Raw genomic sequence first — 26,090 nt, 5'->3', positions numbered from 1 at the left:
GGAGGCGGGGGTCATGGCACAGCGGAACGTGAAGGTCTGGGCAGCCATAGCCGTCGGGATCCTCGCCGTACTCGCGGCGGTGGCCGCGCTCACGCTGCCGTGGCTGCTGGGACAGCCGATCGGGCGGCCCACGCCTTCGGACTCCCCGGGCGAGACACCGCCGGGGACCACCCCTTCTCCGGGCAGCAGCGGCTCCCCCGGCGCCGAGGCGAGTACAACGCCGAGCGGTGAGTCATCGCCGTCGTCCGCACCCGCGACGACGAGCGCGCCGCTCCCGGAAGACCGCGCGGCGGCGGTGCTCGCCTCGATGACTCTCGAGCAGCGCGTGGGGCAGGTCGTGATGGTGAGTTCGCCCACAGCGGGTCCGGACGGGGCAGCGCTCACGGCGCTGCGGCAGCTGCACATCGGCAACGTGTTCCTCAAGGGCCGCACCGATGCCGGGGCCCCCGGCGTTTCCGCCGCTGTTGCGGCCTTGAAGGGCCAAGTGACGCCGGACGCAACCCGCGGTGTCGGCCAGTTCATCGCCACGGACCAGGAGGGCGGCCAGGTGCAGATCCTTCGGGGCCCTGGCTTCTCCGCGATCCCCTCGGCCCTGGACCAGGGCGGGATGGATCTCGGGGCGCTGCGGTCGGCGGCGGCCGGGTGGGGGCGCCAGCTGGCCGCCGTGGGGGTCAACGTCAACCTTGCGCCGGTTCTCGATACGGTGCCATCGGCCGCGTTCGCGCCGCAGAACATCCCTATCGGCCACTACCAGAGGAACTACGGGTTCACCCCGGAGTCCGTCTCCTCGCACGGCATCGCCTTCGCGCAGGGGATGGCCGATACGGGTGTCGCTGCGGCGAGCAAGCACTTCCCGGGTCTGGGCCGCGTCACCGCGAACACTGACACCTCGACGGACGTCACCGATGCGGCCACGGGCCGCCACGACGCCTATGTGGCGCCGTTTGCGGACGCCATCCGCGCGGGGGTGCCATGGGTCATGGTCTCCAACGCGTTCTATCCGGCCATCGACCCGGACCACTATGCCGTCTTCTCGCCCACCGTGATCGGGGGCATGCTCAGGGGCGATCTGGGCTTCCGCGGGATCGTCGTCTCCGATGACGTGTGCGATGCCGGCCAGCTCGCGGGCTTCGCGCCCGAACACCGGGGCGCTGATTTCCTTGCTGCCGGCGGCACGATGGTCCTGTGCACCAACCAACAGCTCGCGCCGCGTGTGTGGAGCGGGATCGCGGACCGGGCCAAGGCTGATCCGGCCTTCGCCAAGCTGGTCGATGCCGCAGCGCTGGCCGTGCTCGAGGCCAAGGACCGGGCTGGCCTCCTGCCCCGGTGAGCCGCGGGAATAGTTCCCACCGCTGCCGCGCTATACTGACTGTTCCGGTAGTCGCAAGGCTGCCGGACGGTTGTGGCCCTCGGGCCTCGGCCGCGGTTGACAACCACATATGGGGATGATCGGTTTCGACGGTGTAGGTCGAGACAGGGGAAGCGGGCCGAGGATGCAGGGTTATCTCGTGAACGCTCTCTGCAAACCAATAAGTGCCAACTCTAAGCGCACTGACTTCGCCCTCGCTGCCTAAGTAGCGAGCAAGTCCGTCAGCCCGGGAATGCTATCGTCCCGGATACTGGCGTCATTTAGATAGCCACTGCTGGCAGCCTTCGTCGTTGGGGCTGCTGGGACTTTAAGACGACTGGGCCCGGGTCAGCCACTGGTGTGCATGATGGCTGGGGCCGAGAAATCCCGACGCACACTGCGCCCGGAGAATACCTGGCAAAGCCGCACCGGACGGGGGTTCAATTCCCCCCATCTCCACGTTGGTGAACAGAACCCCCCCGGTCTTCGGACCGGGGGTGTTCTGTTTTCTGCGGTGGGGTGCCGATGCTCTCGCGTACGCCGCCTGTGCAAAGGGGTCGCGGAAGGGCAGGATGGGCTTGTGAGCCCTTCAGCTGGCGGCAACCTGCGGCGGGTCCTGCTCGTGGCGATCGCCTCGAGCTGCCTCGTCATCATCGACTCGAGCGCCGTGAGCCTTGCGCTGCCAGCCATCCAGCGAGAGCTCGGCGGCGGCCTTGTCCTCCAGCAGTGGGTCGTGGACGGATACCTTCTCACTCTCGGCGCGCTCATCCTCGCCGCCGGTGCCCTCGCCGACCGCTTCGGGACCGCGAGGCTCCTCGCGGTCGGCACACTCTGGTTCACCGTGACGTCCGTGGTCTGTGGCCTCGCCCCCGCGGGATGGGTGCTCGTGCTCGGCAGGCTCACGCAGGGCGCCGCAGGTGCCGTCATTACGCCGAGCGCGCTCGCACTCATCACTGCCGCAGCGACGGGTGCGACGAGGGCCAGGCTCATCGGGCAGTGGACCGCGTGGATTGCCGCGGCCTCGGTCGCGGCGCCATTCTTCGGCGGGGCGGCTGTGGACCTCGGGAGCTGGCGCCTCGTCTTCCTCATCAACATCGTTCCGGCCGCGCTCATGTGGCGGCCGCTCGCCCGACTCCGCCGCGAGGCCCGGCCGCCCGCCCCCGTGAAGGAGCCGTTCGACGTCTTGAGCGCCGTCCTGACCGCCTGCGGGCTGGGCGGCATCGTGCTGAGCCTCATCACCCAGTCGTCGCTCGGCTGGACCCACCCACTCGTCGCGATTCCGCTCATCGGTGGCGTGCTCCTCATGGCCCTCTATGTGTTGCGGCAGCGCCGTTCGGCGGCGCCGCAGCTGCCGCTGGGGCTCTTCCGCTCAAGGGCATTCGCGGCGGGAAATGGCGCAACGCTGTGGGCCTACGGCGCCCTTGGCATGGGTGGCTTCCTCGTGGGCCTCTACCTCCAGCAGCGCATGGGACTCACCGCGTTCGAAGCGGGCATCGGGATGCTTCCGGCGACGATCCCCATGCTCCTGCTCTCAAGCTCGATGTCAAGGCTCATGATCCGGACTGGGCCGCGCCTTCCGATGGCTCTCGGGCCCGCCGTGGCGGGTGCGGGGTACACGTGGCTCGCGTTCGCCGTGCCGCCGCTGGCCTACTGGCGTGACGTGTTCGGCCCCATGGTCCTGCTCGGGCTCGGGCTGGCGATCATGGTCGCGCCGCTCACGGCGACGGTCCTCTCGGCGGTTCCGCCGGGGTCTGAGGGCGTCGGTTCCGCCGTCAACAATGCGGTGGCGCGGATCGCCTCGCTCGTGGCGATCGGCGCCGCCGGGGCGATCATGGGCGGAGTGCTCGACGACGGCGGGTTCCGCCGCGGCGTCAGCGCGACGGCGATCCTCTTTGCTGCCGCAGCCGTGACCTCGGCAGTCTGGATTCCGACCGCTAGGATCGTGGCACCACCTGCGGGGGACGGTGAACCGTCGGAAGCGCGAAGGGGAGTTCATGACGAGTGATGGCACACGTCGGCGCGATGCACGCCGCCCCGGCTTCGATCCCGAGATGCGCGCGGGGGCGTGGGGCATGCTCCACGCCGTCCTCGCGTTCGCCCTCGAGGTCGGAGCGCTCGGCGCCTTCTGGTATGCCGGCAGCAGGCTGGCCCCCGGCGCCGGAGGCCTCGTGGTGGGGTTCCTCGCAGCCGCAGTGTTCGTCGCGCTGTGGGCGATGTTCCTTGCGCCGCGGGCCCGCCGGCGGATTCCGTGGCCATGGCGCCCGGTCGTGGCGCTGGCCCTCTTCGTGCTGGCCGGAGCGTGGCTGCTGGCCCTCGGGCAGTGGGCGGGCGCGGCCCTGATCGTCGTCGGCCTTGCGGACACGGCGCTCGGGTACTGGCTGCGCCGCCGCGATTAGCCGCGCAGCCTCGCCGCGGCCGGTGCAGCCGGCGGTGTCGGCGCCGGCGTCACGCCCGAACCGCGGTGCAGCCCGGGTGCGGGTGGTCGTTGTGGATCCAGACGGCGTCGGCCACCTCGTCCGGGACGTCGAAGTCGCGTGCTGTGTCGCCCTGGCTGATCCGCACCACGAGCGGTCCGCCGAAGGGCTTGCGGCGCACCACCGTCAGCTGGGTGTCGAGCGCGATCTGCTCGGCAGCGAGATAGCGCAGCATGTCGGGGTTCTCGTCGCTGATCCGGGTGATTGTTCCCTCGTGCCCCGGGTCGAGCTCGCTGAGCAGGCGGGCATCGACCAGCGGGACGACGCCGTCCGCGGTGGGGATGGGGTCGCCGTGCGGGTCCCGCTGTGGGTCGCCGAGCTTCGCTGCAAGCCGTTCGACGAACAGGTCGGAGACGGCGTGCTCGATCCGCTCCGCCTCGACGTGCACCTCGTCCCAGCTGTAGCCCAGCTCGGTGACGAGAAACGTCTCGAGGAGGCGGTGCCTGCGCACCATCGTCAGCGCCACGCTGCGGCCCTCGGCGGTGAGATGGACGGCCCCGTACGGGCGGTGGTCCACGAGCCCTTGGTCCTTGAGCTTCCTGACCATCTCGGACACCGAGGAATTGGCGACGCCGAGCCGCGCGGCCAGCTGGGACGGCGTGATCGGCGCATCCTGCCATTCCGTGAAGGCGTAGATCGTCTTCAGGTAGTCCTCCGTGGACGACGAGAGTGGGCTTTTCACAGCGACCAGCCTACCCTCAGCCCGCGGGAGCGACCGTGAGCCACAGGAGGGTGAGGTTGAGCACGATCACGAGCCCGGCGCTGACCCACGAGGCGATGACGAGCGGCATACGCAGGGTGAAGTCGCCGACCACGGCTTTGGCCGTGCTGATCCGGATCAGCGGGACGAGCGCGAACGGAATGCCGAAGCTCAGCACGACCTGGCTCACCACGAGTGCCCACGTCGGGTCAACGCCGAGGGCGAGGATCACGACGGACGGTATGAGGGTGATGACCCGCCGCAGGACCAGGGGGATCCGCCTCTCGAGGAGTCCCTCCATGATCGTGGCGCCCGCGTAGGAGCCGACCGCGGTCGAGGCGAGTCCGCTCGCGAGCAGCCCGCCGGCGAACACGATGCCGACCACCGGTCCGAGGGCAGCCCCGATGGCGGCGTGGGCACCCTCGATCGAATCAGTCCCCTCGCTCCCGGCGAGTGTCGACGCCGCGAGGAGCAGCATGCCGATGTTGACGACCCCGGCCACACCGAGCGCAACGACGACGTCCACCCGGGTACCGCGCAGGAGACGGCGGACGGCGGAATCAGACACCTCGGCATCCCGGTCGGAACGGTGGCGGTCCCTCGAGAGGGCGGAATGGACGTAGATGGCATGCGGCATGACGGTGGCGCCGAGCATCGAGGCCGCCAGCAGGACAGAGTCCGGGCCATCGAAGCGCGGCAGGAGGCCGCCGAGCGCCCCGGAGGCCGAGGGAGGGCTCACCGCGAGCCCGGCGAGGAATCCGACCGTGATCACCACTAACAGCCCCACGATCGCGAGCTCGAAACGCTGCTGGGTGCGGAAGTCCTGGATCGCGAGGATCGCCATGGAGAGGACCCCCACGATGACTGCTCCGAGTGGCAGCGGGATCCTGAACAGCAGGTGCAGGGCCAAGGCGCCTCCGACCACCTCCGCAAGGTCCGTCGCGAGAGCCACGATCTCGGCCTGCGCCCAGTAGAGTCTGCGGATGCCCGGCCGGAATCGTTGGGCCAGGAGTTCCGGCAGCGTGTGTCCGGTGACGACGCCCAGCTTGGCGGAGAGGTACTGGATGAGCATGGCCATGAGGTTCGCGACCACGAGCACCCAGACGAGGAGGTAGCCGTACCGGGCCCCCGCCGTGAGGTTGGCGGCGACGTTGCCGGGGTCCACGTACGCAACCGATGCGACGAAGGCTGGGCCGAGGACGCCGAGGAGGAGCGCGGAACGAGTCGCCCGCCTTCTGGACTTCGCCGTCCTGTTCGCCACCTTCAGCCCCTCTGCTGCCTGCCGTCCGCCGACTTAGATAGGCCGGAAGACAATTTTTCGGTACTCCGAAATCATACGGGGCCGGGCATCCGTCAGCAATCTGCGTGGCGTCAGCCCAGAGTCTCGGTGGCCCGCCACGCCTGGCTGATGTACGGGAGGGCCAGCGTCTGGCCGGGGGAATGGCCGAGGTGCTCGAAGAGGTACCATGCGAGGTTGTCTTCGACCTTGCGGCGGTGCTTCTCCGACGCCCGCAGATAGTAGCTGCGGGACTTGGTCAGCTCGATGATGCCCTCAGGCGTGATCGGGTCCTCCCAGCGCACCTCGACCTGCTCCCACCCGTGGAGTTCGGGGCCCGACGGCGGGCGGTAGTCGGGCTTGTGGACGTCGCCCGCGTGCATGATCCGGGACAGTCGGTGCACCCAGGGAACCCGCGTGTCGAGCTGATTCCACACGAGCCCCACGCGGCCGCTCGGCTTCAGGAGGCGGGCAGCCTCCCGCGTGGCGGCCGCAGGATCGAACCAGTGCCAGGCCTGGGCCGCGACCACCACATCCGCGGACGAGCCGGGCAGACCCGTGTGCTCGGCGGGGGCCTGGACACAGTGCACTCCGGGAAGCCTCCGGGCCAGCTGGGCCAGCATGTCCGCGGACGGGTCCACGGCGGTCACGTCGAGCCGTTCCGCCACGAGGAGCTCGGTGAACTTCCCGGTCCCGGCGCCGAGGTCGACCGCCGTGCGGGCACCAGGAGGGATGATCCATGCGGCCGCCTCTTGCGGGTACCCGGGACGCACCTTCTCGTAGTGCTCCCCGCCGGCAGCGAACGCGGCGGCGAGCTCGCGCCGTCGCTCGTCGTCGAATTTCGGCCCGCCGCGCCCCATCTTTGCCCTCCCGCAGTGATCCTGTCTCCCGCAGGAATCCGGGACCCTACTCTACGGGGACTTCCCGGCGCCCGGCACGCACGTGCCCGGGACCGGGCAGCGCGCGGACGACGGCGCTCACTCGCCGACGAGGCACGGCGCGGCGCCCGCGGTGCCGGGCGTATTGGGCGCCCACGCCGGGAACGGCCGCGGATCGTGGGCCGGGACCCAGCGGCCCTCGTCGACGGTGTAGTCGATGCCGAGCCCGTGGGTGCGCAGCTCCCGCACGCCCGCGAGGAGCCTCTCCACGTCCTCGAGCCGCGATCCGAGGCCGAAGCTCGCGCGCAGTGACCCAGCGGGCAGGCCTAGACGGGCGAGGAGCGGGTGCGCGCAGAACTTGCCGTCTCGCAGCCCCACGCCGTGCTCGGCCGAGAGGTATGCGGCGACCAGACCGGCGTCGTGCCCGATCACCGTGAAGTTCACGACGCCGATCGCCGACTCGGAGTCCTCGAACAGGCGGTGGACCGTGATGCCTTCGATCTCGCCCAGCCCCGTGACGAGCGCGTCGCGCAGCTGCTGCTCGTGCCGGTGCCACGCACCCGGATCGAGGGCGCCGAGGGCCTGGGCGGCCCGTGCGAGGGTCGCCGCGCCGAGCACGTTGGGCGAGCCGGCCTCGTGCCGCGCCGGACCCACGGCCCAGTTCACGGACTCGAGGCGCACCTCGCGCACCGCCCCGCCGCCCGCGAGGTGCGGCCGGCCGGCGTCGAGCCAGTCCGGCCTGCCCACGAGAACGCCCGAGCCGAACGGCGCGTAGAGCTTGTGGCCCGAGAACGCGAGGTAGTCGATTCCCGTGTCCGTGCCGTCCGCTCGGCTGGTGCCCGTCATGTCGATCCGACGATGCGGGGCGAGCTGCGCGGCGTCGACCGCGATCCTCGCGCCGTACTCATGGGCGAGGGCCGCGAGCCCGGTGAGCGGCAGGATCTCGCCCGTGACGTTCGAGGCGCCCGTGACGGCGAGCAGCCCGATGCCGCCACCCTCGAGCTCGGCGCGGAGCCGCTCGAGAGTCTCGGCGAGCGTGCCCGCGGCCCCCACGCTGCGGTGCGCGCGGGCCTGCCAGGGGAGGAGGTTCGCGTGGTGCTCGATGTCGAGGTACAGGACGTCGAGGCCGTCGGGGACGCACCCGGCCAGGAGATTGAGCGAATCCGTCGTGTTGCGCGTGAAGACCACGGCGTCCTCGGCGCGGGCGCCGACGAATGCACGCACCACGCTGCGGGCGTTCTCGTACACGCTCGTGCTGATCTGCGACGCGTAGCCGGCGCCGCGGTGCACGCTCGCGTAGAACGGCAGGATCTCCTCGAGGTGTTCGGCGACCTCGACGAGTGCCGGGGCGGATGCGGCGTAGTCGAGGTTCGCGTACCGGACCTCGCCGCCGCCCACGAGGGGGGCTTGGAGGTTCGCACCCACTACGGCCGCGAGCGGCTCCCGGGCCTCGGGGTACCGATCCGTGCCGGCATGACGGCCCGCGTCGGGGCGATGGTCGACGTCGCTGGGCTGGGAGAGGGAGGGTGCGGACAGGGCTGCGCTCACGGCGTATACCTCATCAGGTGGGGGACCCGGGGACGGGTCCGCGCTTGCCGTATCCATTCCGGACCGGCCCGGTCGTCACCCGGGGCACCCCGCCGCGTTCAGGAGGGTTGCCGGCCAGCAAACCGGGGTTTCGCGCTGGCACTCGTGACCTTGGAAGAAACACTAGGCCACGCGGACGCCTCGGCGCACGCATGGCCCGGTGTGTGGGGCCGAGTATGACGAACGGTGACTCAGCCTCCGGGGGAGGGGCGGGGCGTCAGTGCGGCAGCAGGTCGTCGTGCTCAGGGCTGAGCTTCTTGAGCACCTCGGAATGCAGGATCCCGTTCGTCGCGAGCGCGCTGCCGCCCCAAGGACCGTCCTGGCCTTCGAGCGAGGTGAAGCGGCCTCCGGCCTCCGTGACGATCGGCACGAGTGCGGCCATGTCGTAGAGGGCGAGCTCGGGCTCCGTCGCGATGTCCACTGCACCCTCGGCGACGAGGCAGTAGGACCAGAAGTCGCCGTAGGCGCGCGTGCGCCAGACATCGTCCGTGAGGCCGAGGAAGCTGTCGAGGCTGCCGCGCTCCTTCCAGCCGGTCAGCGACGAGTAGGACAGGGATGCGTCCTCGAGCGTGGCCACGTTCGAGACCTTGAGGCGGGTGGCGGAGGCGAGGGAGCGTCCCGTATAGGCGCCGCCGCCCCGGACCGCCCACCAGCGGCGGTTCAGCGCGGGCGCGCTGACGACGCCCACGACGACCTCGTCCCCGTCCGCGAGGGCGATGAGGGTGGCCCAGACCGGAACGCCGCGGACAAAGTTCTTCGTGCCGTCGATCGGGTCGATGATCCATCGGCGCGAGCCGTGCCCGGTGGTGCCGAACTCCTCGCCGACCACTGCGTCCCTGGGGCGGGAGCGGGACAGCTGCCCGCGGATGGACTCCTCGGCGGCGCGGTCGGCGTCGGTGACCGGGGTGAAGTCCGGCTTCGTCTCGACCTTGAGGTCGAGGGCCTTGAACCGCTCCATGGTCTGGGCGTCGACGGAGTCCGCCAGCACATGGGCGAGGCGGAGGTCGTCGTTGTACGTCTCGGGCGCAGGGGTCATGGGCCCACGCTATCCCGTACCGGAGGCCGTGCGGGCGAGGCGCCCCGCGCGAAGCGCTGCTGCAGGTGCAGGTGTAGCCCCAGAGCCGCGCCCGGCTCAGCGGCCTCAGCTGCTCGCGCAGGCCACGGGTCCGGCTACGAGCCCAGTTCCTTGGCCTCCTGGGCTTCGTCGCGCGGGTCCGTGCCGAGGAGCCGCCGCAACGACGCGAGGCGGGCCGGGCCGGCGTCGCCCGCATTCCCCTCGGCGACCCATGCATCGAGGCCGCAGCCCACCGCGGAGGCCGTGTGCCGGCAGCCGCGCTCGCAGGCCTCTATGCCGGGCTCGAGGTCGGGGAAGGCCTGCAGGATCCGGTCCGGGTCCACGTGGGCGAGGCCGAAGGAGCGGATTCCGGGGGTGTCGATGATCCAGCTCCCGGCGGTCGCGTCGGTGAGGCGCAGGGCGAGGGCCGAGGAGGACGTGTGCCGCCCGCGGCCCGTGACCGCGTTGACGCCCCCGGTCGCCCGGTCGGCGCCCGTGAGCGCGTTGACCATGGTGGACTTCCCCACGCCCGAGTGCCCGAGCAGGACCGTGACATGCCCGTCGAGCTGGTCGTGGAGCGCCGCGACCGCCGCGGCGTCGAGCTTCGCCGAGGATCCGTCAGCGCCGCGTGCGTCGATGGCGTCCAGCGCGTCAGGGCCGTGAGAGCCATCAGGGCCGTCAGCCGTATCGGCACCGTCTTCATCGGCCAGCGGCTCCGTCTCGGCGGTCCGGCTCACGACGACGGTCAGCGGCAGCTGCTCATAGTTCGCCAGGAGACCAGCGGGATCCTTGAGGTCGGCCTTGGTCACGAGGAGGAGGGGCTCGATCCCGGCGTCGTAGGCCGCGACGAGGGCCCGGTCGATGAAACCCGTGCGCGGCTCGGGGTTCGCGGCGGCGACGACGATCACGAGCTGGTCTGCATTCGCGACGACGACACGCTCGATCGGGTCCGTGTCATCGGCGCTGCGACGCAGGACAGTCTCCCGCTCTTCGACGCGCACGAGCCGCGCGAGGGTGTCCGGGCGCCCGGTCACGTCCCCGACGAGGCCCACGAAGTCGCCGGGGACCACGGGCATACGGCGCAGCTCGCGGGCCCGCGCGGCGATGACGAGCCGCTCGTCGGGGGTGTCCTCGTCCAGGATGGCCCTGTAGCGGCCGCGGTCCACGGTCACGATCCGGCCGATGACGGCGTCGTCGTGGCTGGGACGGTCCTTCGTGCGGGGACGGGTGCCCCGCTTGTTCGGACGGACCCGGACGTCGCTCTCGTCCCACTCGCGCTGGCCCATGCTAGGCGCGGGCCTCCGCATCGGTCCCGGCGGCGGGATCCGTGTGCTGCGCGAGCATGCGGGACCACATCTGCGGGAAGTCGGGCATCGTCTTGGACGTCGTTGCGATGTCCTCGACCTGGACCCCCTGCACGGCGAGGCCCCAGACCGCGCCCGCGGTGGCCATGCGGTGGTCGGCATAGGAGCGCACGACGGCGCCGTGCAGCTTCGCGGGCCGGATGACGAGGCCGTCGGTGGTCTCCTCGGCGTCGCCGCCAAGCCGCGTGATCTCGTTCACGAGGGCCGCGAGCCGGTCGGTCTCGTGGCCGCGCAGGTGCGCGATCCCCGTCAAGTGGGAGGGCGTGTCGGCCAGCGCGCACAGTGCCGCGACGGTCGGCGCGAGCTCGCTCGTGCCGGCAAGGTCGGCGCCCGTGATGCGGTTCCCGCCGCGAACGGTGAGGGTGCCGCCGTCGAGCGTGACGGACGCGCCGAGCTTCGGCAGGATCTCCCGCCACGCATCGCCCACTTGGGCGGTAGGGGAGGGCCAGTTGGGGATACGGACCGTTCCTCGCGTTGCGAGGGCCGCCGCGAGGAACGGTCCGGCATTCGAGAGGTCCTGCTCGATCCGCACATCGAACGCGCGGATCGGCCCGGGCATGACGCGCCATTGATTCGGCACCGAGTCGTCGACCTCGACCCCGACACCGCGCAGCACCTCGACGGTCATGGCGATGTGGTCGAGGCTCGGAACCGGCGGCCCGACGTGCTCGAGGTGCAGGCCCTCGGCGAAGCGCGCGCCCGCCAGCAGGAGGGCCGAGACGAACTGGCTCGAGCCGCTCGCATCGACCACGATGTGGCCGCCAGCCACCTCACCGGTGCCGTGGACAGTGAAGGGCAGCGACATCGGTTCGGTGCCATCAGGACCCGAGAGCTTGACTCCGAGGGCCCCGAGGGCCTCGATCACGGGACCCATGGGGCGGACGCGGGCGTGGGGGTCGCCGTCGAAGGCGATCTCCCCGCGGACGAGGGCCGCGACGGGGGGGACGAACCGCATGACCGTGCCGGCGAGTCCGCAGTCCACGGACGCTTTGCCGAGTCCGGGCGCCGCCGAGTCCTCGGCGGTTCCGCGGGTGGGGACGGGGACGATCTCGAGGTCGGGCCCGTACTCGCCGTCGCCCTCAACTTCGGTGACGGTCGCGCCCAGAGCCCGCAGCGCGCCTGCCATGAGCGCGGAGTCGCGCGAGTGCAGCGGGGCGCGCAGGCGCGAGGGGCCGTCCGCGAGGGCGGCGAGGACGAGGTAGCGGTTGGTCAGCGACTTGGACCCAGGCACTGTGACCGTGGCGTCCACCGGCCGCGCCGCGAAGGGCGCGGGCCAAGCAGCGGTCACGCGAAGACGTCCGAGGCCGTGCTGGCCACGTCATGCGCGGCCGAGCACACGGTGTGCTCGGCACGGTGCGCTGCACTCTGGACGGCCTTCTGGGTCTTCCGCGCGGTCTTCTGGACTGTCTTTTGGGTTGCCTTCTCGACATCCGCAAGCTGGCGCCGCCCGGCCTTCGCCGTGTCTGCGGCGAGATGCTGCGCGCGCCACGCGAGAGAGGGCGCCCCGTTCGTGTCGACGCTCGCGAGGAGCACGCCGCCGAGGAGGGAGAGGTTCTTGAGGAGGCCGGACCGGCGCGCACCGCGTCCTGCGGCGGTGCTGATGTCCGCGCTGCGCCACTCGACGAACGCGTTCAGCGCGCTGGTGATCGCGAGCACCGAGGCGGACAGCCGTGGGGCCTTTCCGAGCGCGAAGAGCACGCCGGCCCCGAGCTGCGAGGCACCCACGGCCCGGGCGAGGACCTTCTCGTCGACTCGGATCGGAAGGGCATCGGCGGCCCGACGGAGAACAGGGGAGAGCTGCTCTGCCGTGTCGTCCGCGTTCTTCAGCTTTCCCGCGCCGGCAACGATGAACGACGAGCCGAGGAGCGGGCGGGCGAGGATTCGGACTGCGGACATATGGCCTCCTGAGACGTGGATGGGCGGGTTCCGACGGGTCCCAGTCTCGCACCTTTGGGGAATATTTTCCTTCCATCGCCGCGTTGTGGCTGGTGTCTCCACGTTGGGTCGGGACAGCCGACGAGCCGTGTGGACTGACGTGATGCACGCGACTAAGAGGAAGGAACCGGGTGCTGGTCCTTGATCGTGCCGTTGGCATCGCGGAGCGCGCGGCGGCCGCGCCAGTAGACTGGGCGGCAATGAGCACTGCTGAGCCCCGCGAACGCCAGGTCCCGGACAACAGCCGGGAGGAGTCTCCCGTGCGCGACATCGCGTCCGAGACCGATGACGAGCGGCGTGAGCGCTTCGAGCGGGACGCAATGCAGTACGTTGACCAGCTCTACTCGGCGGCTATGCGTATGGCGCGCAATCCCGCGGACGCCGAGGACCTCGTGCAGGAGGCCTACGCAAAGGCCTTCGCGGCGTTCCACCAGTACAAGCCGGGGACCAACCTCAAGGCCTGGCTCTACCGGATCCTCACGAACACGTACATCAATCTCTACAGGAAGCGGCAGCGGGAGCCCCAGCAGGCCCAGACGGACACCGTCGAGGACTGGCAGCTCGCGCGGGCCGAGTCGCACACCTCGTCGGGGCTGCGCTCCGCCGAGGCGGAGGCCCTCGACCACCTTCCGGACTCCGACGTCAAGGACGCCCTCCAATCGATTCCCGAGGAGTTCCGCCTCGCGGTGTACTTCGCGGATGTGGAGGGCTTCGCCTACAAGGAGATCTCGGACATCATGAACACACCGATCGGCACGGTCATGAGCCGACTGCATCGCGGACGCAAAATGCTCCGTGACCGTCTTGCCGACTACGCCGCAGAGCGCGGATTCGCTGGTGCCCGCACTGCGGCAGCGTCACAGGAGAAGGAAAAATGAGCGATTGCCAGGGCCTGGGCGACTGTGACGACAGCCGCCTCCACCGGTTGTACGAGTACCTGGACGGGGCGCTGCCCGCGCACGAGGTCGCTGAGATCCGGACGCATCTCGAGTCCTGCTCGGACTGCCTCAGCGAGCACGATCTCGAGTGCATGATCCGCTCCGCCATGAAGCGGAGCTGCCACGAGCAGGCTCCAGCGTCCCTCAAGGATTCCATCCTGACCAAGATCCACACGGCGCGCAGCGAGGCCTGAACCGCTCACGGCTGGGTACAGGACAGCGTCAGGCCCGACGAAGCGAGGCCCCGGACCATCAGGTCCGGGGCCTCGTCACGTTCCGCATAGCGGACCAGGCTGCGCTCAGGTGTTGGGGCGCTTGCCGTGGTTCGCGCCGCCGCGCTTGCGGTCACGGCGCTTGCGTGCACGCTTGCTCATGGCTGGCCTCCTTCTCTTGACTTCACTGATGGCCCCGGAACTTCCCCGGAACCGGACGAGTGGCCCAGAAGGCCATCGTCAAGTCTAGCGGATCGGGCCCCGGAGTGCCGTCCGGATGGCCGTCCGGGTGGCGTCGAGCGACTGGCGGAGTGCCTCGAGCGTCACATCCGTCATGGTGTGGGCTGCCGCAAACTCGCGCAGCTCGAGCCGCATGTCGTCTCGGAACCCGCGGATGAGCATCTCGGCCTCGGCCAGGGCACCGCGGTTGTCGCGGAGTGACTCGGCCCGGCCCCGCGGTGTGGGGCCGCTCGGTGAGCTCGCTGCCGGTTCGCCCGATGGGCCGCTCTCGGGGGCGCTCGCGGGGCGTCCCGCTGTTTCTGACTGCGGGCCCCCTGCAGACGACGGCGCGCGTCCGGCCTGCTTGGCGGCCTGCCGGGCCGTCTCGGCCGTGGCAGCGAGGTCGGCGCGCAGTCCGCGCATGCTCGACCTCAGCTCGTCACGTAGGGTGTCCGCCAGCCGTCGCACCGATGCTGAGATGTCCTGTTCGACGTCCTCGAGCTCCCCGCGCCGGTCCTCGACCTCCGCGCGCCCGGCGTCCGTGATCGAGTACACGGTGCGCCGCCCGTCCTGGGAGGTGGCCACGAGACCCTCCTCCTCGAGCTTGCCGAGCCTCGGGTACACCGTCCCGGCGCTGGGCGAGTACGTGCCGCCGAACCGGTCGCCCAAGGCCTTGATGAGCTCGTAGCCGTGCTTGGGTCCGTCCTCAAGCAGGGCCAGGAGGTACAGCCGCAGGGCGCCATGGGCGAAGACCGGTGGCGTCATGAGTGCTCGCCCTCGGGCTGCTGCGCCGGGGCTGGCGCATGGACCACGGAGATGTCCCCCGACACGGACTTCGCACGGACGGCAGTGCGGCGGTCCGCTGGGCCCAGAGTGGCGGACACCTTTCCGCCCGAGGTGCGCAGGCGGTCGTCGTCGACCACGACATGGCCCGACACCATGCTCGCGGAGAGGTCCACGCCGGTATCGTGCGGGACGCGGACGGTGAGGTCCCCGCTCATCGTGCTCACCGCGAGCGTCCGGCAGAATCCGCTCAGGTCGAACGAGAGCCCGCCGGAGACGGAGGTGGCCCGGACATCGGTCAGCGCGCCCGAGGCGGTGATCTCGCCCGAGACCGTCTTGGCCGTGAGGACGCCCGAGTGGGCGCGGGCGATGATGTCGCCCGAGACGGTGTTGAGGTGCATCTCGCCGTCTGTATCGTCCGCGAGGAGGGACCCGGACACCGTGTTGAGCCGCGTGGTGGGTCCGGCGCCGGCCACAAAGCCCTCGCCGGTGACCGTGGCGATCTCGATGATGGTGCCGCGCGGCACCGCGATGCTCACGATGGCCGAGTTCATGCTGCTGCCGCCCACGGTGTTGAGGAGGCTCTTGAGCCAGCCCTGCGGGCCCTCCTCGCGGTGGCGGACCTCAAGACGACCGTCGATGAGGGAAACGGTCAGCGGTTCCCCCTTCACCTCGGACACCTCGATGCGGGCGCCCGGGCCGTCCCGGACGATGACGTCCAGCCGCCCGTCGACGATTCCGGCGCGCAGCGAGCCCACGGACTCGATGTCGATGGTCTGCGGTCCCGTCACGGACCAGGTTTCCGGTTCCATGTCCCCTCCTGGGATTAGACGCGATATATCGCGTATTAGGAACAAGATATATCGTGTCTGGGGACATGGCAAGGGCCGCGGTGACAGAACACCGCGGCCCTGGGAGAGCGCTGGATCTGGGGCCACCACCTGGAGCCCAGGAGCGCGGGGCTACTGGGGCTGGGGGAGCCGGAGCCAGGGGAACCATCCGCGGTGCAGGACGAGCCACGCGATGAGCCCGTAGCCAGCCTGCCCGGGGGTGCCGGCATTGGCCGCGAGGTCCCCGCGCCACTGCTCATGGTTCAGCAGCGGCGAGAAGGTGTCGACGTAGTAGTAGTTCCTGCGGGTCGTGACATCTGCGAACGCGGTATTGAGCTCTGCGAGGCGACGGTTCTGCGACGGATCCAGCGTAGGCGGGGGGCCGACCACGAACACCTCCGCGCTGTTCTGCTGGGCGGAATCGAGGATGTTGGCCACGTTGAGGCGGCTGCGTGCGGGGGAGAGGCCGAACTCGATGTCGCGTCCGGAGAGCCCGATCACGAGGCGGTTCTCATACCCCGCGCCGAAGCGTCGCATGACCTCGTTCTCCCAGCGCACCGCCAGGGTCTCGGTGCCCTCCTCCGGCGCGGCGAGCACGTAGGACTCCAGGACGAGCTCCTCACGCGGAGTCCGCGCCAGGACGCGGCCGAGCCAGCCGAGGGCCCGTGGATCTCCGTTGCCGGCCAGCAGCTCGTCGCCGATCGCTGCAATGCGCAGCTTCCTCTCGTGGGCCATCCACACTCCCCTCATCGTGGGGGCCAGCTTGCCCCGTCCTCGCCTTCACGAGTCTAGCGAAGCCGCCAGTGCGCTCCGGGGATTGAGGTCTATCGGGGCGAGCACAGCAAGGGCGGCCGGCCCCCTCGAGGGGACCGGCCGCCGTCGTGCGCTGTCAGTGCTGGCGCTTAGCGCGCGAACACCTCGTGGACGAGGCCGTTGCCCTCGGCCGTGTGGCGCTTCATCGACCCTGCGCTCGTCGCGGCCGAGGCCGCGCGCGAGATGAGGCGCAGCCGCTGCTCGAGCGTCGGAGCAAGCGCGACCGCCATGTAGGGCCAGGGCCCCTGGTTCGCAGGCTCGTCCTGGGCCCACACCACCTCGGCGTTGGGGTACTTCGCGAGCTCGGCCTTGATCTCGGCCTCGGGCAGCGGGTAGAGCTGCTCGACGCGGACGAGCGCCGTCTTGACGTCCTTGGCCTTGGTCCGCGCGGCCAGCAGGTCGTAGTAGAGCCTGCCGGAGACGAGGACCACGCGGTCCACCGTGCTCGCGTCAAACTGCTCGTGCTCGCCGATGACCGGGCGGAACGTGCCCTGCGTGAAGTCCTCGACCGACGATGCCGCCGCCTTGAGGCGCAGGAGCTGCTTCGGCGTGAAGACGATGAGCGGCTTGCGCGGGCGGCTGAACGCCTGGCGCCGGAGCAGGTGGAAGTGCGAAGCCGGCGTGCTCGGCTGGGCAACGACCATGTTCTGCTCGGCGCACATCTGGAGGAATCGCTCGATGCGCGCGGACGAGTGGTCCGGGCCCTGCCCCTCGTAGCCATGCGGCAGGAGCATGACGAGCGAGCTGCGCTGGCCCCACTTCTGCTCGGCCGAGGAGATGAACTCGTCGATGATCGTCTGGGCCCCGTTGACGAAGTCGCCGAACTGCGCCTCCCACGCCACGAGGGCATCGGGACGCTCCACGGAGTAGCCGTACTCGAATCCGAGGGCGGCGTACTCGGACAGGGACGAGTCGTAGATCGCGAGCTTCGCCTGGTCCTCGGAGAGGTTTGCGATCGGGGTCCACTCGTTGTCGTTCGTCCGGTCGTGGAACACCGCGTGGCGCTGCACGAACGTGCCGCGCCGCGAGTCCTGGCCGGCGAGGCGCACCGGGACGCCCTCGGCGATGAGCGAGCCGAGGGCCAGGAGCTCGCCGAAGCCCCAGTCGATTCCGCCCTCGCGGGACATCTGCTCGCGCCGTTCGAGGATCTGCCGCAGCTTGGGGTGGACCGTGAAGCTCTCCGGCACCTCGACGTGGGCCTGGCCGATCCGTGCGAGCAGCTCTGGGCTGATCGCCGTGGGGCGCTGGATGCCGCCCGCGGCGTCGTCCTGCTGCTGGGCCAGCGGGCGCTCGAGGTCCGAGACGGCCTTCGAGTCCGCGGTGATGATCGGCAGCGGCGAGGTCTGCGCCGCGTGAGTCTCGGCGAAGACCCGCTCAAGGCGCTCCTGGTAGTCGCGCAGCAGCTGCTCGGCCTCGTCCTGCGTGATGTCGCCACGTCCGATCAGGCTCTCGGTGTAGAGCTTGCGGACGGAGCGCTTCGCCTCGATGAGGTTGTACATGAGCGGCTGGGTCATCGACGGATCGTCGCCCTCGTTGTGGCCGCGGCGGCGGTAGCACACGAGGTCGACGACGACGTCCTTGTGGAACCGCTGGCGGAACCGGTACGCCATCTGGGCGACGCGGACCACTGCTTCCGGGTCATCGCCGTTGACGTGGAAGATCGGGGCCTGGACCATCTTGGCCACGTCCGTCGAGTAGACCGACGAGCGCGAGGCCGACGGCGACGTCGTGAAGCCGACCTGGTTGTTGACCACGATGTGGATCGTGCCGCCCGTGCGGTAGCCGCGCAGCTGCGAGAGGTTGAGCGTCTCGGCAACGACGCCCTGGCCCGCGAAGGCCGCATCGCCGTGGACGAGGATCGGCAGGACGGGGAAGGCCTCGCCCTGGTCGAGCCGGTCCTGCTTGGCGCGGACGATGCCCTCGAGCACGGAGTCCACGGCCTCGAGGTGGGACGGGTTCGCGGCGAGGTAGACCTTGGTCTGCTTGCCGTTCTCCGCGGTGAAGGTGCCCTCGGTGCCGAGGTGGTACTTGACGTCTCCCGAGCCCTGGACGCTCTTCGGATCCTGCGTGCCCTCGAACTCGCGGAACACCTGGGCGTACGTCTTGCCCGCGATGTTCGTCAGGACGTTGAGGCGGCCGCGGTGGGCCATGCCGATCCCGACCTCGTCGAGTCCGTCTTCGGCGGCCTCGGAGAGCGTGGCATCGAGGAGCGGAATGAGGGACTCGCCGCCCTCGAGGGAGAAGCGCTTCTGGCCGACGAACTTGGTCTGCAGGAAGGTCTCGAACGCCTCGGCCGCGTTGAGCCGCGACACGATGCGCAGCTGCTCGTCCCGGCTGGGCTTCTTGTACGGGTGCTCGAGCTCGTCCTGGAACCACTTGCGCTCGGCGGGCTCCTGGAGGTGCATGTACTCGATGCCGGTGGTGCGGCAGTAGGCGTCGCGGAGCACGCCGAGGATATCGCGGAACTTCATCTTCGGCTTGCCGCCGAACCCTCCCGTGGGCCACTCGCGGTCGAGGTCCCAGAGCGTGAGGCCGTACGTCAGGACATCGAGGTCCGGGTGGCGCCGCTGGACGTACTCGAGCGGGTTGGTGTCCGCCATGAGATGGCCCCGCACGCGGAACGCGTGGATGAGCTGCTGGATCCGGGCCACCTTGTTGATGGTGTCCTCGGGGTTGACCTGGAGGTCGGGGCTCCAGCGCACGGGCTCGTACGGGATGCGCAGCGACTCGAAGATCTCGTCGTAGAACCCCTGCTCGCCGAGGAGGAGCTGGTGGACGATCCGGAGGAACTCGCCCGAGCCGGCCCCCTGGATGACGCGGTGGTCGTACGTCGAGGTGAGCGTGATGATCTTGCCCACGGCGCTCAGGGCCAGGACCTTCTCGGACGAGCCCTGGAACTCGGCCGGGTACTCGAGGGCCCCGACGCCGATGATCGCCGCCTGGCCCTTGGACAGGCGCGGCACCGAGTGCACCGTGCCGATGCCTCCCGGGTTCGTGAGGGAGACGGTCGTGCCGGCGTAGTCGTCGGCCGTGAGCTTGCCGTCGCGGGCCCGCTTGATGAGGTCTTCGTAGGTGTGCCAGAAGTCCGAGAAGTTGAGGGTCTCGGCCTTCTTGATGTTCGGGACCACGAGGAGGCGGGAACCGTCCGGCCTGGGCAGGTCGATCGCGATGCCGAAGTTGACGTGCGCGTGCTGGATGGCGACGGGCTTGCCGTCGACCTCCTCGTAGGAGACGTTCATCGACGGCATGAGCTTGAGTGCGCGGATGACCGCGAAGCCGATGAGGTGCGTGAAGGAGACCTTGCCCCCGCGCACGCGCGTGAGGTGGTTGTTGATCACGATGCGCTCGTCGATGAGCAGCTTCGCGGGGATCGCGCGCACGGTCGTGGCCGTCGGGACCTCGAGGCTCTGGACCATGTTCGTCGCGATGGCCTTGGCCGGGCCGCGCAGGGGCGAGACGACGTCTTCCTCGGTCGATTCGCTCTTGGCGGTCTTGGGCAGCTGCGCCGGGATGAGTCCGGTCGTTCCTGCCTTCGCGCCGTCGCGCACGACGGCGGCCGCTCCCTTCTTCGGGGCGGGCGCCGCGGGCGCTGGCGCAGAGGCAGCAGGCGCAGCCGACGCAGGCGCGGCCGGCGCCGCGGGGGCAGGAGCTGGGGCGGCCGCGGGAGCAGCGGCGGCGGGTTCAGGGGCCGCAGCCGGCGCCTTGACCGTAGGAATCTGCCGCGTGAGGGTGTCAACGGCCTGCGCCTTGGCGGTGCCGTTGGACGTGTGGCCGCTGTCCGAGTCGAAGGACTCGAACAGCGGCCACCACTTGGCGTCAACTGAGTTCTTGTTCTGCTGGTACTGCTCGTAGAGCTCGTCCACAAGCCACTCGTTGCCGCCGAATTCCTCGGGCAGGCGGTGGGTTGGCAGTTCTGGCACTGGAGATACGCCTCTTCCATCGATACTTAGGCCCGCGTATCAGCGGCTCCGCGCCTCCACCCCCGCACCGCACGCCTGTGTGCTCCACCGGGCGATGCCAGGGGCTGGCCGTATCCGCCGACCGCCGTGGGCGCCGTGAGGAGCCCACACTCAAGAGGACAGTCTAGTAAAGACCGACACGATTCGTGTGATTGTGAGTCGGCTGTCACACCAGACACTTGTGACACTCGCCTGAGCGCCCACTGATAATCTGGATTCACTATGGACGGCACCTCTAGATGCCGGCCCGGTCGTGGGGGCGCCAGTCGCCCGCTCGGCCGCCGAGCCGGCATGCCCCGTGAACTTGCCCACCTGATTCCTGCGCCGGCGATTCCCCCGCGTGCCAGCTGTCCCCGCCTGGAAGAGCGGTGCTCCTGACGTGGAATGGCTCCTTCTCGCGGTCGGCATCCTGCTCATCCTCGGCACTGGATTCTTCGTCGCCGTCGAGTTCTCCCTCGTCGCCTTGGACAAGTCGACCGTCCAGGGCAGCGTCGAGGCAGGGGAACCGGGTGCCCGAGCCCTCCTGCACTGTCTCACCACACTCTCGACCCAGCTCTCGAGCTGCCAGCTCGGCATCACCCTGACCACGCTCCTGACCGGCTTCGTCATGGAGCCGTCGGTCGGACACCTCCTCGAGGTGCCGCTCACGTCGCTGGGCATCCCAGGGGCCACTGCCGTCTCGCTCACGCTCGCGATGATCTTCGCGACACTCCTGTCGATGCTCATCGGAGAGCTGGTTCCCAAGAACCTGGCGATTGCCCGCGCGCTCGTGGTGGGCCGCGCCGTCGCCCGTCCCCAGTTGGTGTTCACCGCGATCTTCAAGCCTGCGGTGCTGCTGTTCAACGGTTTCGCGAACTGGGTGCTCGGCCTTATGGGGATCGAGGCGAAGGAGGAGATCTCCGGCGCCCGCTCGCCAGCGGAGCTTTCGTCCCTCGTGCGCCGCTCCGCCGAGCTCGGCACCCTGGATGCAGGGACGGCGCGGTTCATCTCGCGCACCCTCCGCTTCTCCGGGCGCACCGCGGCGGACGTCATGACCCCGCGCAACCGGGTCACCATGGTCGACGTCGACGAGCCCGTGGCCGCCGTCGTCGAAGCGGCGCGGGAGACCGGCCACTCGCGCTTCCCGGTCATCGGGGATTCGCCCGACGACGTCCGCGGCGTCGTGCACGTCAAGAAGGCCGTCGCCGTCCCGGCCAAGAAGAGGGGCAAGGTTCCGGCGGGCGCCATCATGACGGAGATCCTCCAGGTGCCCGAGACGATCCACCTCGACTCGCTCATCTCGCAGCTGCGCGATGGCAACCTCCAGCTCGCCGTCGTGCTCGATGAGTATGGGGGGACCGCAGGGATCGTCACGCTCGAGGACCTGGTCGAGGAGATCGTCGGCGAGGTTGCGGACGAGCACGACAGGCGGGCCCCCGGCGTTCTCCAGAGCTCGGCGGGGGACTGGTATTTTCCCGGGCTCATGCGGCCGGACGAGGTGTCGGAGCAAGTGCCGGGCCTCGGCGTCGTCGATGACCCTGCCTACGAGACCGTGGGCGGGTACGTCATGAGCGCGCTCGGCCGAGTGGCACAGGAGGGCGATTCCCTCGAGGTCGGCGGCGGAACCCTCACTGTGGTCCGCATGGACGGTCGCCGGGTGGACCGCCTCAAGTTCTCCCCGCCCGAGCCGCCCGGCGCCGAGCACGGCGGCGGGAGTGCAGCCTGATGGGGGACTGGGGAGGAATACTGTGGCTCGCCCTGCTGCTGCTCGGCAACGCCTTCTTCGTCGCCGCCGAGTTCGCCATCATGAGCGCGCGCCGCAGCCAGATCGAACCACTCGCGGACGCAGGATCGGCCCGCGCCGCGACCACGCTGCGTGCCATGGAGAACGTCTCGCTCATGCTCGCCGCCGCCCAGCTGGGCATCACCGTGTGTTCGCTGCTGATCCTGCAGGTGGCTGAGCCGGCGATCCACCACCTCATCGGCGGCCCGCTGCACGCCGTCGGCGTCCCGCTCGAGCTTGCGGACTCTCTGGGTTTCGTCGTGGCGCTCATCGTCGTGACGTTCCTGCACGTGACGCTCGGAGAGATGGTCCCCAAGAACATCTCGGTCTCCGCCGCAGACCGCGCCGCGGTGCTCCTCGCCCCGGTGCTCCTGAGCATGGCGCACCTCGTGCGGCCCGTGATCTTCTTCCTCAACGGCAGTGCCAACGCCGTCCTGCACCTCATGCGCGTCGAGCCCAAGGACGAGGTGACCTCGAGCTTCACCCTGGAGGAGGTCCAGTCGATCGTCGCCGAGTCGACCCGGAGCGGGCTCGTCGACGACGAGTCTGGGCTCCTCTCCGGGGCCCTCGAATTCTCGGACCAGAGTGCCGAGTCGATCATGGTGCCGCTCGGTGACCTTGTGTCCCTGCCCACCACCGCGACTCCGGCCGAGTTCGAGAAGGCCGTCTCCCGGACCGGATTCTCCCGCTTCCCGATGGTGGACGACGACGGCGAGCTCGTGGGCTACCTCCACCTCAAGGACGTCCTTGCGATCGCCCCTGACCAGCGCGCCCGGCCGATCGGGGAGAGCCGAGTCCGTTCGCTCGCGAACCTTTCGCTCGACGCCGAGATCGAGGACGCGCTCTCGGCGATGCAGAAGTCCGGCTTCCATCTGGCCCGCGTGATCGGACCCGAGGGAACGACCCACGGCGTGGTGTTCCTCGAGGATGTCATCGAGCTGCTCGTGGGCGAGATCCGGGATGCCACGCAGAGCCGCGGGTCGTGGAGGGCGCACCACGGATCGGCCTGAACGCGGAGGAGCGCAGGCAAACCTAAATGGGAATTGTTCCCAAGAAGCGGTACAGTGGTCCTAATGCGATCGGTTCTCACCGATGCCCTCCTGACGTGGGACCCGTGCCCCGTCCTGTGACAGACCTAGAACTGAGGACTCCTGTGCGTTCCTTCACCGCCTCCCTTGCCAAGGCCCGCCCCAGCGTGATTGGCGTCGTTGCCGCCGCGGCGGTGCTCGGCCTCGCCGCCTGCGCCCCCGGCGCCACGACCGGTTCGAGCAGCGCGGGGGCCGGTGGGGCGATCGCCGTCGTCGCCTCCACGAATGTCTACGGAGACCTGGCCAAGGCCGTCGGCCGCGATCGGGTCTCCGTGACCGCGATGATCTCCAAAGCGAGCCAGGACCCGCATTCCTACGAGGCCACGAGCCAGGACCGGCTCGCCGTGTCCAAGGCGAAGCTCGTCATCGAGAATGGCGGCGGCTACGACCCCTTCCTGGACACGCTCGCGCGCGAGGGGAAGGTGGGGCCGGACAGCATCATCACCGCCGTGCAGATCGCGGGCCTCGAGCAGCAGGGGAGCACCGGAACCGCGAGCACTGCCTCGGGCCAAGCGCACGCGTCCTACAACGAGCACGTCTGGTATGACGTCGCGGCGATGAGGAAGATCACCGCCGCGGTCGCCGACCGCCTCGCCCAGCTCGATCCCTCGGGCAAGGGCACGTTCGAGGCCCAAGCCAAGGCTGTTGACACGAGGCTCGCTGCCCTCGAGGGCCAGATCGCGGGCCTCAAAGCCCACGCAGCCAGCAAGAAGGTAGCCGTGACCGAGCCTGTCCCGCTCTACCTCCTCGAGGCAGCGGGCCTCACCAACGCGACACCCGAGGCCTTCACCTCTGCAGTGGAAGAAGGGCAGGATGTCCCTCCGGCGGTCCTCAAGGAGATGCTGGACCTTGTCGGCTCGAGGGATGTCGCCATGCTCGCATACAACCCGCAGACGGCGAGCCCGCAGACGGAGCAGCTGCGCAAGGCTGCGGAGTCCGCGAAGGTCCCCGTCGTCGACTTCACGGAGACCGTCCCCGAGGGCACCGGCTATCTCGACTGGATGCAGTCCAACGTGGATGCCCTCGGCAAGGCGCTGTCGTGACCGATCCTCATTCTCAGCATGGACCTCTAGACTTGGCCACCATGACAAGCGCAGCGCCTGCGCCGTCGGCTCGCGAGGGTATCCCGTCCGGCGTCGGTGGCCCTTCCGTGGTGCGGCTCCGCAACGCGTCCCTCGCCTTCGGCGACAGGACCCTGTGGGCGGGGCTCGACCTGGACATCCGCGAGGGGGAGTTCTTCGCCGTCCTCGGGCCCAACGGCAGCGGCAAGACAACGTTCCTCAAGGCGCTGCTCGGCGCCGTGCCCCTCACCACGGGAACCGTCGAGGTCGGGGGCCGTGCGCCGGGACGCAGGGGCGATCACGTCGGATACATCCCGCAGCAGAAGATGTTCGCTCCGACCACGCCGATGCGCGCCCGGGACCTCGTGGCGCTGGGAATCGACGGACACCGGTGGGGTATCCGGCTCCGGTCCCGCGCCGTCGACCGTCGGGTCGACGCGCTCCTCGCGAAGGTGGGGGCCACCGAGTACGCGAAGGTCCCCGTGGGCCTGCTCTCGGGCGGCGAGCAGCAGAGGCTCCGAGTGGCACAGGCGATCGCCGACAACCCGAGGGTGCTGCTCTGCGACGAGCCGCTCCTCTCGCTCGACCTCAACCACCAGCAGGCCGTGAGCGGCCTCATCGACGCCCAGAGGAGGGAGGGCGCGGCCGTTGTGCTCGTCACGCACGAGATCAACCCGATCCTCGACTACCTCGACCGCGTGCTGTACATCGCCGACGGCAAGTTCCGCATCGGCACGGTCGAGGAGGTCATGACCACCGAGGTGCTCTCCGAGCTCTACGGCAGCCGCGTCGAGGTCTCGCGCGTCAACGGGCGGATCGTCGTCGTCGGCCTGCCGGACGCCACAACCCACGCGCACGCCCCGGAGCCCCACCAGGAAGAGCAGCCCGCATGAACTTTGCAGACTTCTGGGGAACCGTGTTCTCGTTCGAGAACTACGGCGATATCCTCGCGCTCGTCATCGACTCGGTCTGGGCCGGGGCGATCCTGGGCCTCCTCGGCGGCGTCGTGGGGACGTTCGTCATGAAACGGGACCTCGCGTTCGCTGTCCACGGGATTTCCGAGCTCTCGTTCGCGGGTGCCGCGTTCGCGCTCCTCGTGGGGGCAGACATCGTCACGGGTTCCCTCGTCGGATCCGTCGCGGCCGCACTCGTCGTAGGGCTCATGGGCGGACGGGCCCGCGAGAAGAACTCCGTGATCGGTGTCCTCATGCCGTTCGGCCTGGGGCTCGGCATCCTGTTCCTCGCGCTCTACCAGGGCAGGGCAGCGAACAAGTTCAGCCTCCTCACGGGGCAGATCGTTGCCGTGGACACGGTCCAGCTGCAGACCCTCGCCATCGCGGCGGCCGTGGTGATCGCGATCCTCATCGCGGTGTGGCGGCCGCTCACGTTCGCCAGCGTCGACCCGGAGATGGCGTTCGCGCGGGGCGTTCCGGTGCGGTTGCTTTCGATCGCGTTCATGGTTGTGCTCGGGGTGAGCGTGGCCCTGTCGATCCAAGTGGTGGGCGCGCTCCTCGTCCTTGCGCTGCTCATCACACCGGCCGCCGCCGCACTCAGGGTCACGTCCTCGCCGAAGCTCGTCCTCATGCTGAGCGTGCTCTTCGCGATGGCGGCGACCGTGGGCGGCATTCTGCTCGCGCTCGGCGGGCGCCTGCCGATCAGCCCCTACATCACGACGCTCTCGTTCCTGTTCTACGTCGTGTGCGCGGTCATCGGCTGGGTACGGCACCGCATGGGTCTGACCGGGCGAGTTGTCCGTCCTGCCCGGGAGTCGAGCGAACGCACGACGCCGGTCGCCGCCTGAGGCGCGCG

General features: G+C 69.8%; 23 protein-coding genes, 1 other RNA gene and 1 riboswitch. Of the genes, 11 read left to right on the top strand and 13 right to left on the bottom strand.

The window, feature by feature from the left end:
* Positions 1 to 13: 13 nt before the first annotated feature.
* The 4 genes from AB5L97_RS12015 to AB5L97_RS12000 all read left to right on the top strand — a co-directional run bounded on the left by AB5L97_RS12015 (position 14) and on the right by AB5L97_RS12000 (position 3,744).
* Positions 14 to 1,330 carry a glycoside hydrolase family 3 N-terminal domain-containing protein gene (locus AB5L97_RS12015; RefSeq protein WP_369044835.1) on the top strand — a complete coding sequence of 439 codons (1,317 nt, stop codon included), beginning with the start codon at positions 14 to 16 and terminating at the stop codon, positions 1,328 to 1,330.
* A gap of 111 nt (positions 1,331 to 1,441) precedes the next feature.
* Positions 1,442 to 1,810, top strand: a transfer-messenger RNA (tmRNA) gene (ssrA, locus tag AB5L97_RS12010).
* Between the two features lie 118 nt (positions 1,811 to 1,928).
* Positions 1,929 to 3,353, top strand: coding sequence for an MFS transporter (locus AB5L97_RS12005; RefSeq protein ID WP_369044834.1), 1,425 nt, complete (start codon positions 1,929 to 1,931; stop codon positions 3,351 to 3,353).
* Complete coding sequence (locus AB5L97_RS12000; protein WP_369044833.1) at positions 3,343 to 3,744, top strand: YrdB family protein; 402 nt, start codon at positions 3,343 to 3,345, stop codon at positions 3,742 to 3,744. The genes AB5L97_RS12005 and AB5L97_RS12000 overlap by 11 nt, the downstream gene beginning before the upstream one ends.
* A gap of 49 nt (positions 3,745 to 3,793) precedes the next feature.
* Here AB5L97_RS12000 and AB5L97_RS11995 read toward each other — a convergent pair whose 3' ends face one another.
* The 8 genes from AB5L97_RS11995 to AB5L97_RS11960 all read right to left on the bottom strand — a co-directional run bounded on the left by AB5L97_RS11995 (position 3,794) and on the right by AB5L97_RS11960 (position 12,577).
* Positions 3,794 to 4,504 carry a metal-dependent transcriptional regulator gene (locus tag AB5L97_RS11995; RefSeq protein WP_423246786.1) on the bottom strand — a complete coding sequence of 237 codons (711 nt, stop codon included), beginning with the start codon at positions 4,502 to 4,504 and terminating at the stop codon, positions 3,794 to 3,796.
* 16 nt (positions 4,505 to 4,520) lie between these two features.
* A complete protein-coding gene (locus AB5L97_RS11990) occupies positions 4,521 to 5,783 on the bottom strand; it encodes an Nramp family divalent metal transporter (RefSeq protein WP_369044832.1) in 1,263 nt (420 codons plus the stop codon).
* Between the two features lie 110 nt (positions 5,784 to 5,893).
* Positions 5,894 to 6,658, bottom strand: a complete 765-nt coding sequence (locus tag AB5L97_RS11985; protein ID WP_369044831.1) for a class I SAM-dependent methyltransferase — start codon at positions 6,656 to 6,658, stop codon at positions 5,894 to 5,896.
* Positions 6,659 to 6,775: 117 nt separating this feature from the next.
* On the bottom strand, positions 6,776 to 8,224 hold the full coding sequence (locus AB5L97_RS11980; protein ID WP_369044830.1) for an aminotransferase class V-fold PLP-dependent enzyme: 1,449 nt from the start codon (positions 8,222 to 8,224) through the stop codon (positions 6,776 to 6,778).
* Positions 8,225 to 8,259: 35 nt separating this feature from the next.
* Positions 8,260 to 8,374, bottom strand: a riboswitch (SAM riboswitch).
* 106 nt (positions 8,375 to 8,480) lie between these two features.
* On the bottom strand, positions 8,481 to 9,299 hold the full coding sequence (gene hisN, locus AB5L97_RS11975) for a histidinol-phosphatase (protein WP_369044829.1): 819 nt from the start codon (positions 9,297 to 9,299) through the stop codon (positions 8,481 to 8,483).
* Between the two features lie 134 nt (positions 9,300 to 9,433).
* Positions 9,434 to 10,603 (bottom strand): ribosome small subunit-dependent GTPase A, encoded by a 1,170-nt coding sequence (gene rsgA, locus AB5L97_RS11970; protein WP_369044828.1) that lies wholly within the window; start codon positions 10,601 to 10,603, stop codon positions 9,434 to 9,436.
* 1 nt (position 10,604) lies between these two features.
* On the bottom strand, positions 10,605 to 11,969 hold the full coding sequence (gene aroA / locus AB5L97_RS11965; RefSeq protein ID WP_369044827.1) for a 3-phosphoshikimate 1-carboxyvinyltransferase: 1,365 nt from the start codon (positions 11,967 to 11,969) through the stop codon (positions 10,605 to 10,607).
* Positions 11,966 to 12,577 (bottom strand): DoxX family protein, encoded by a 612-nt coding sequence (locus AB5L97_RS11960; RefSeq protein ID WP_369044826.1) that lies wholly within the window; start codon positions 12,575 to 12,577, stop codon positions 11,966 to 11,968. The genes aroA and AB5L97_RS11960 overlap by 4 nt, the downstream gene beginning before the upstream one ends.
* A gap of 239 nt (positions 12,578 to 12,816) precedes the next feature.
* Here AB5L97_RS11960 and AB5L97_RS11955 point away from each other — a divergent pair, with 239 nt between their 5' ends.
* Both AB5L97_RS11955 and rsrA read left to right on the top strand, forming a co-directional pair.
* On the top strand, positions 12,817 to 13,494 hold the full coding sequence (locus AB5L97_RS11955) for a sigma-70 family RNA polymerase sigma factor (RefSeq protein WP_307957394.1): 678 nt from the start codon (positions 12,817 to 12,819) through the stop codon (positions 13,492 to 13,494).
* The gene (gene rsrA, locus AB5L97_RS11950; RefSeq protein WP_307957395.1) at positions 13,491 to 13,748 is read left to right on the top strand and encodes a mycothiol system anti-sigma-R factor; all 258 of its coding nucleotides are present in this window, start codon (positions 13,491 to 13,493) and stop codon (positions 13,746 to 13,748) included. The genes AB5L97_RS11955 and rsrA overlap by 4 nt, the downstream gene beginning before the upstream one ends.
* 105 nt (positions 13,749 to 13,853) lie before the next feature.
* Here the strand turns inward: rsrA and AB5L97_RS19735 are convergent, their stop codons facing one another.
* The 5 genes from AB5L97_RS19735 to AB5L97_RS11930 form a co-directional block, all read right to left on the bottom strand.
* Positions 13,854 to 13,928, bottom strand: coding sequence for a 50S ribosomal protein bL37 (locus tag AB5L97_RS19735; RefSeq protein WP_369299106.1), 75 nt, complete (start codon positions 13,926 to 13,928; stop codon positions 13,854 to 13,856).
* An 84-nt stretch (positions 13,929 to 14,012) separates the two neighbouring features.
* Positions 14,013 to 14,750 (bottom strand): helix-turn-helix transcriptional regulator, encoded by a 738-nt coding sequence (locus AB5L97_RS11945; RefSeq protein WP_369044825.1) that lies wholly within the window; start codon positions 14,748 to 14,750, stop codon positions 14,013 to 14,015.
* On the bottom strand, positions 14,747 to 15,580 hold the full coding sequence (locus AB5L97_RS11940) for a DUF4097 family beta strand repeat-containing protein (protein WP_369044824.1): 834 nt from the start codon (positions 15,578 to 15,580) through the stop codon (positions 14,747 to 14,749). Before AB5L97_RS11940 ends, AB5L97_RS11945 begins: the two co-directional genes overlap by 4 nt.
* Positions 15,581 to 15,730: 150 nt before the next feature.
* Positions 15,731 to 16,333, bottom strand: a complete 603-nt coding sequence (locus AB5L97_RS11935) for a GDSL-type esterase/lipase family protein (protein WP_307957398.1) — start codon at positions 16,331 to 16,333, stop codon at positions 15,731 to 15,733.
* Between the two features lie 167 nt (positions 16,334 to 16,500).
* Entirely contained in the window at positions 16,501 to 20,331 is a 3,831-nt protein-coding gene (locus AB5L97_RS11930; RefSeq protein WP_307957399.1) for a multifunctional oxoglutarate decarboxylase/oxoglutarate dehydrogenase thiamine pyrophosphate-binding subunit/dihydrolipoyllysine-residue succinyltransferase subunit, read from the bottom strand.
* Between the two features lie 418 nt (positions 20,332 to 20,749).
* Here AB5L97_RS11930 and AB5L97_RS11925 point away from each other — a divergent pair, with 418 nt between their 5' ends.
* The 5 genes from AB5L97_RS11925 (at position 20,750) to AB5L97_RS11905 (ending at position 26,082) form a co-directional block, all read left to right on the top strand.
* The gene (locus AB5L97_RS11925; RefSeq protein WP_369044823.1) at positions 20,750 to 22,075 is read left to right on the top strand and encodes a hemolysin family protein; all 1,326 of its coding nucleotides are present in this window, start codon (positions 20,750 to 20,752) and stop codon (positions 22,073 to 22,075) included.
* Positions 22,075 to 23,142 carry a hemolysin family protein gene (locus AB5L97_RS11920; protein ID WP_307957400.1) on the top strand — a complete coding sequence of 356 codons (1,068 nt, stop codon included), beginning with the start codon at positions 22,075 to 22,077 and terminating at the stop codon, positions 23,140 to 23,142. The genes AB5L97_RS11925 and AB5L97_RS11920 overlap by 1 nt, the downstream gene beginning before the upstream one ends.
* A 143-nt stretch (positions 23,143 to 23,285) precedes the next feature.
* Entirely contained in the window at positions 23,286 to 24,263 is a 978-nt protein-coding gene (locus AB5L97_RS11915; protein WP_369044822.1) for a metal ABC transporter solute-binding protein, Zn/Mn family, read from the top strand.
* 110 nt (positions 24,264 to 24,373) lie between these two features.
* Positions 24,374 to 25,174 carry a metal ABC transporter ATP-binding protein gene (locus tag AB5L97_RS11910; protein ID WP_369047424.1) on the top strand — a complete coding sequence of 267 codons (801 nt, stop codon included), beginning with the start codon at positions 24,374 to 24,376 and terminating at the stop codon, positions 25,172 to 25,174.
* The gene (locus AB5L97_RS11905; RefSeq protein WP_369044821.1) at positions 25,171 to 26,082 is read left to right on the top strand and encodes a metal ABC transporter permease; all 912 of its coding nucleotides are present in this window, start codon (positions 25,171 to 25,173) and stop codon (positions 26,080 to 26,082) included. Before AB5L97_RS11910 ends, AB5L97_RS11905 begins: the two co-directional genes overlap by 4 nt.
* The last annotated feature ends 8 nt before the right edge of the window (positions 26,083 to 26,090 follow it).

The sequence above is a fragment of the Sinomonas sp. P10A9 genome (assembly GCF_041022165.1).
Classification (GTDB): Bacteria; Actinomycetota; Actinomycetes; order Actinomycetales; family Micrococcaceae; genus Sinomonas; species Sinomonas puerhi.
This window is presented reverse-complemented; position numbering and strand designations above follow the sequence as displayed.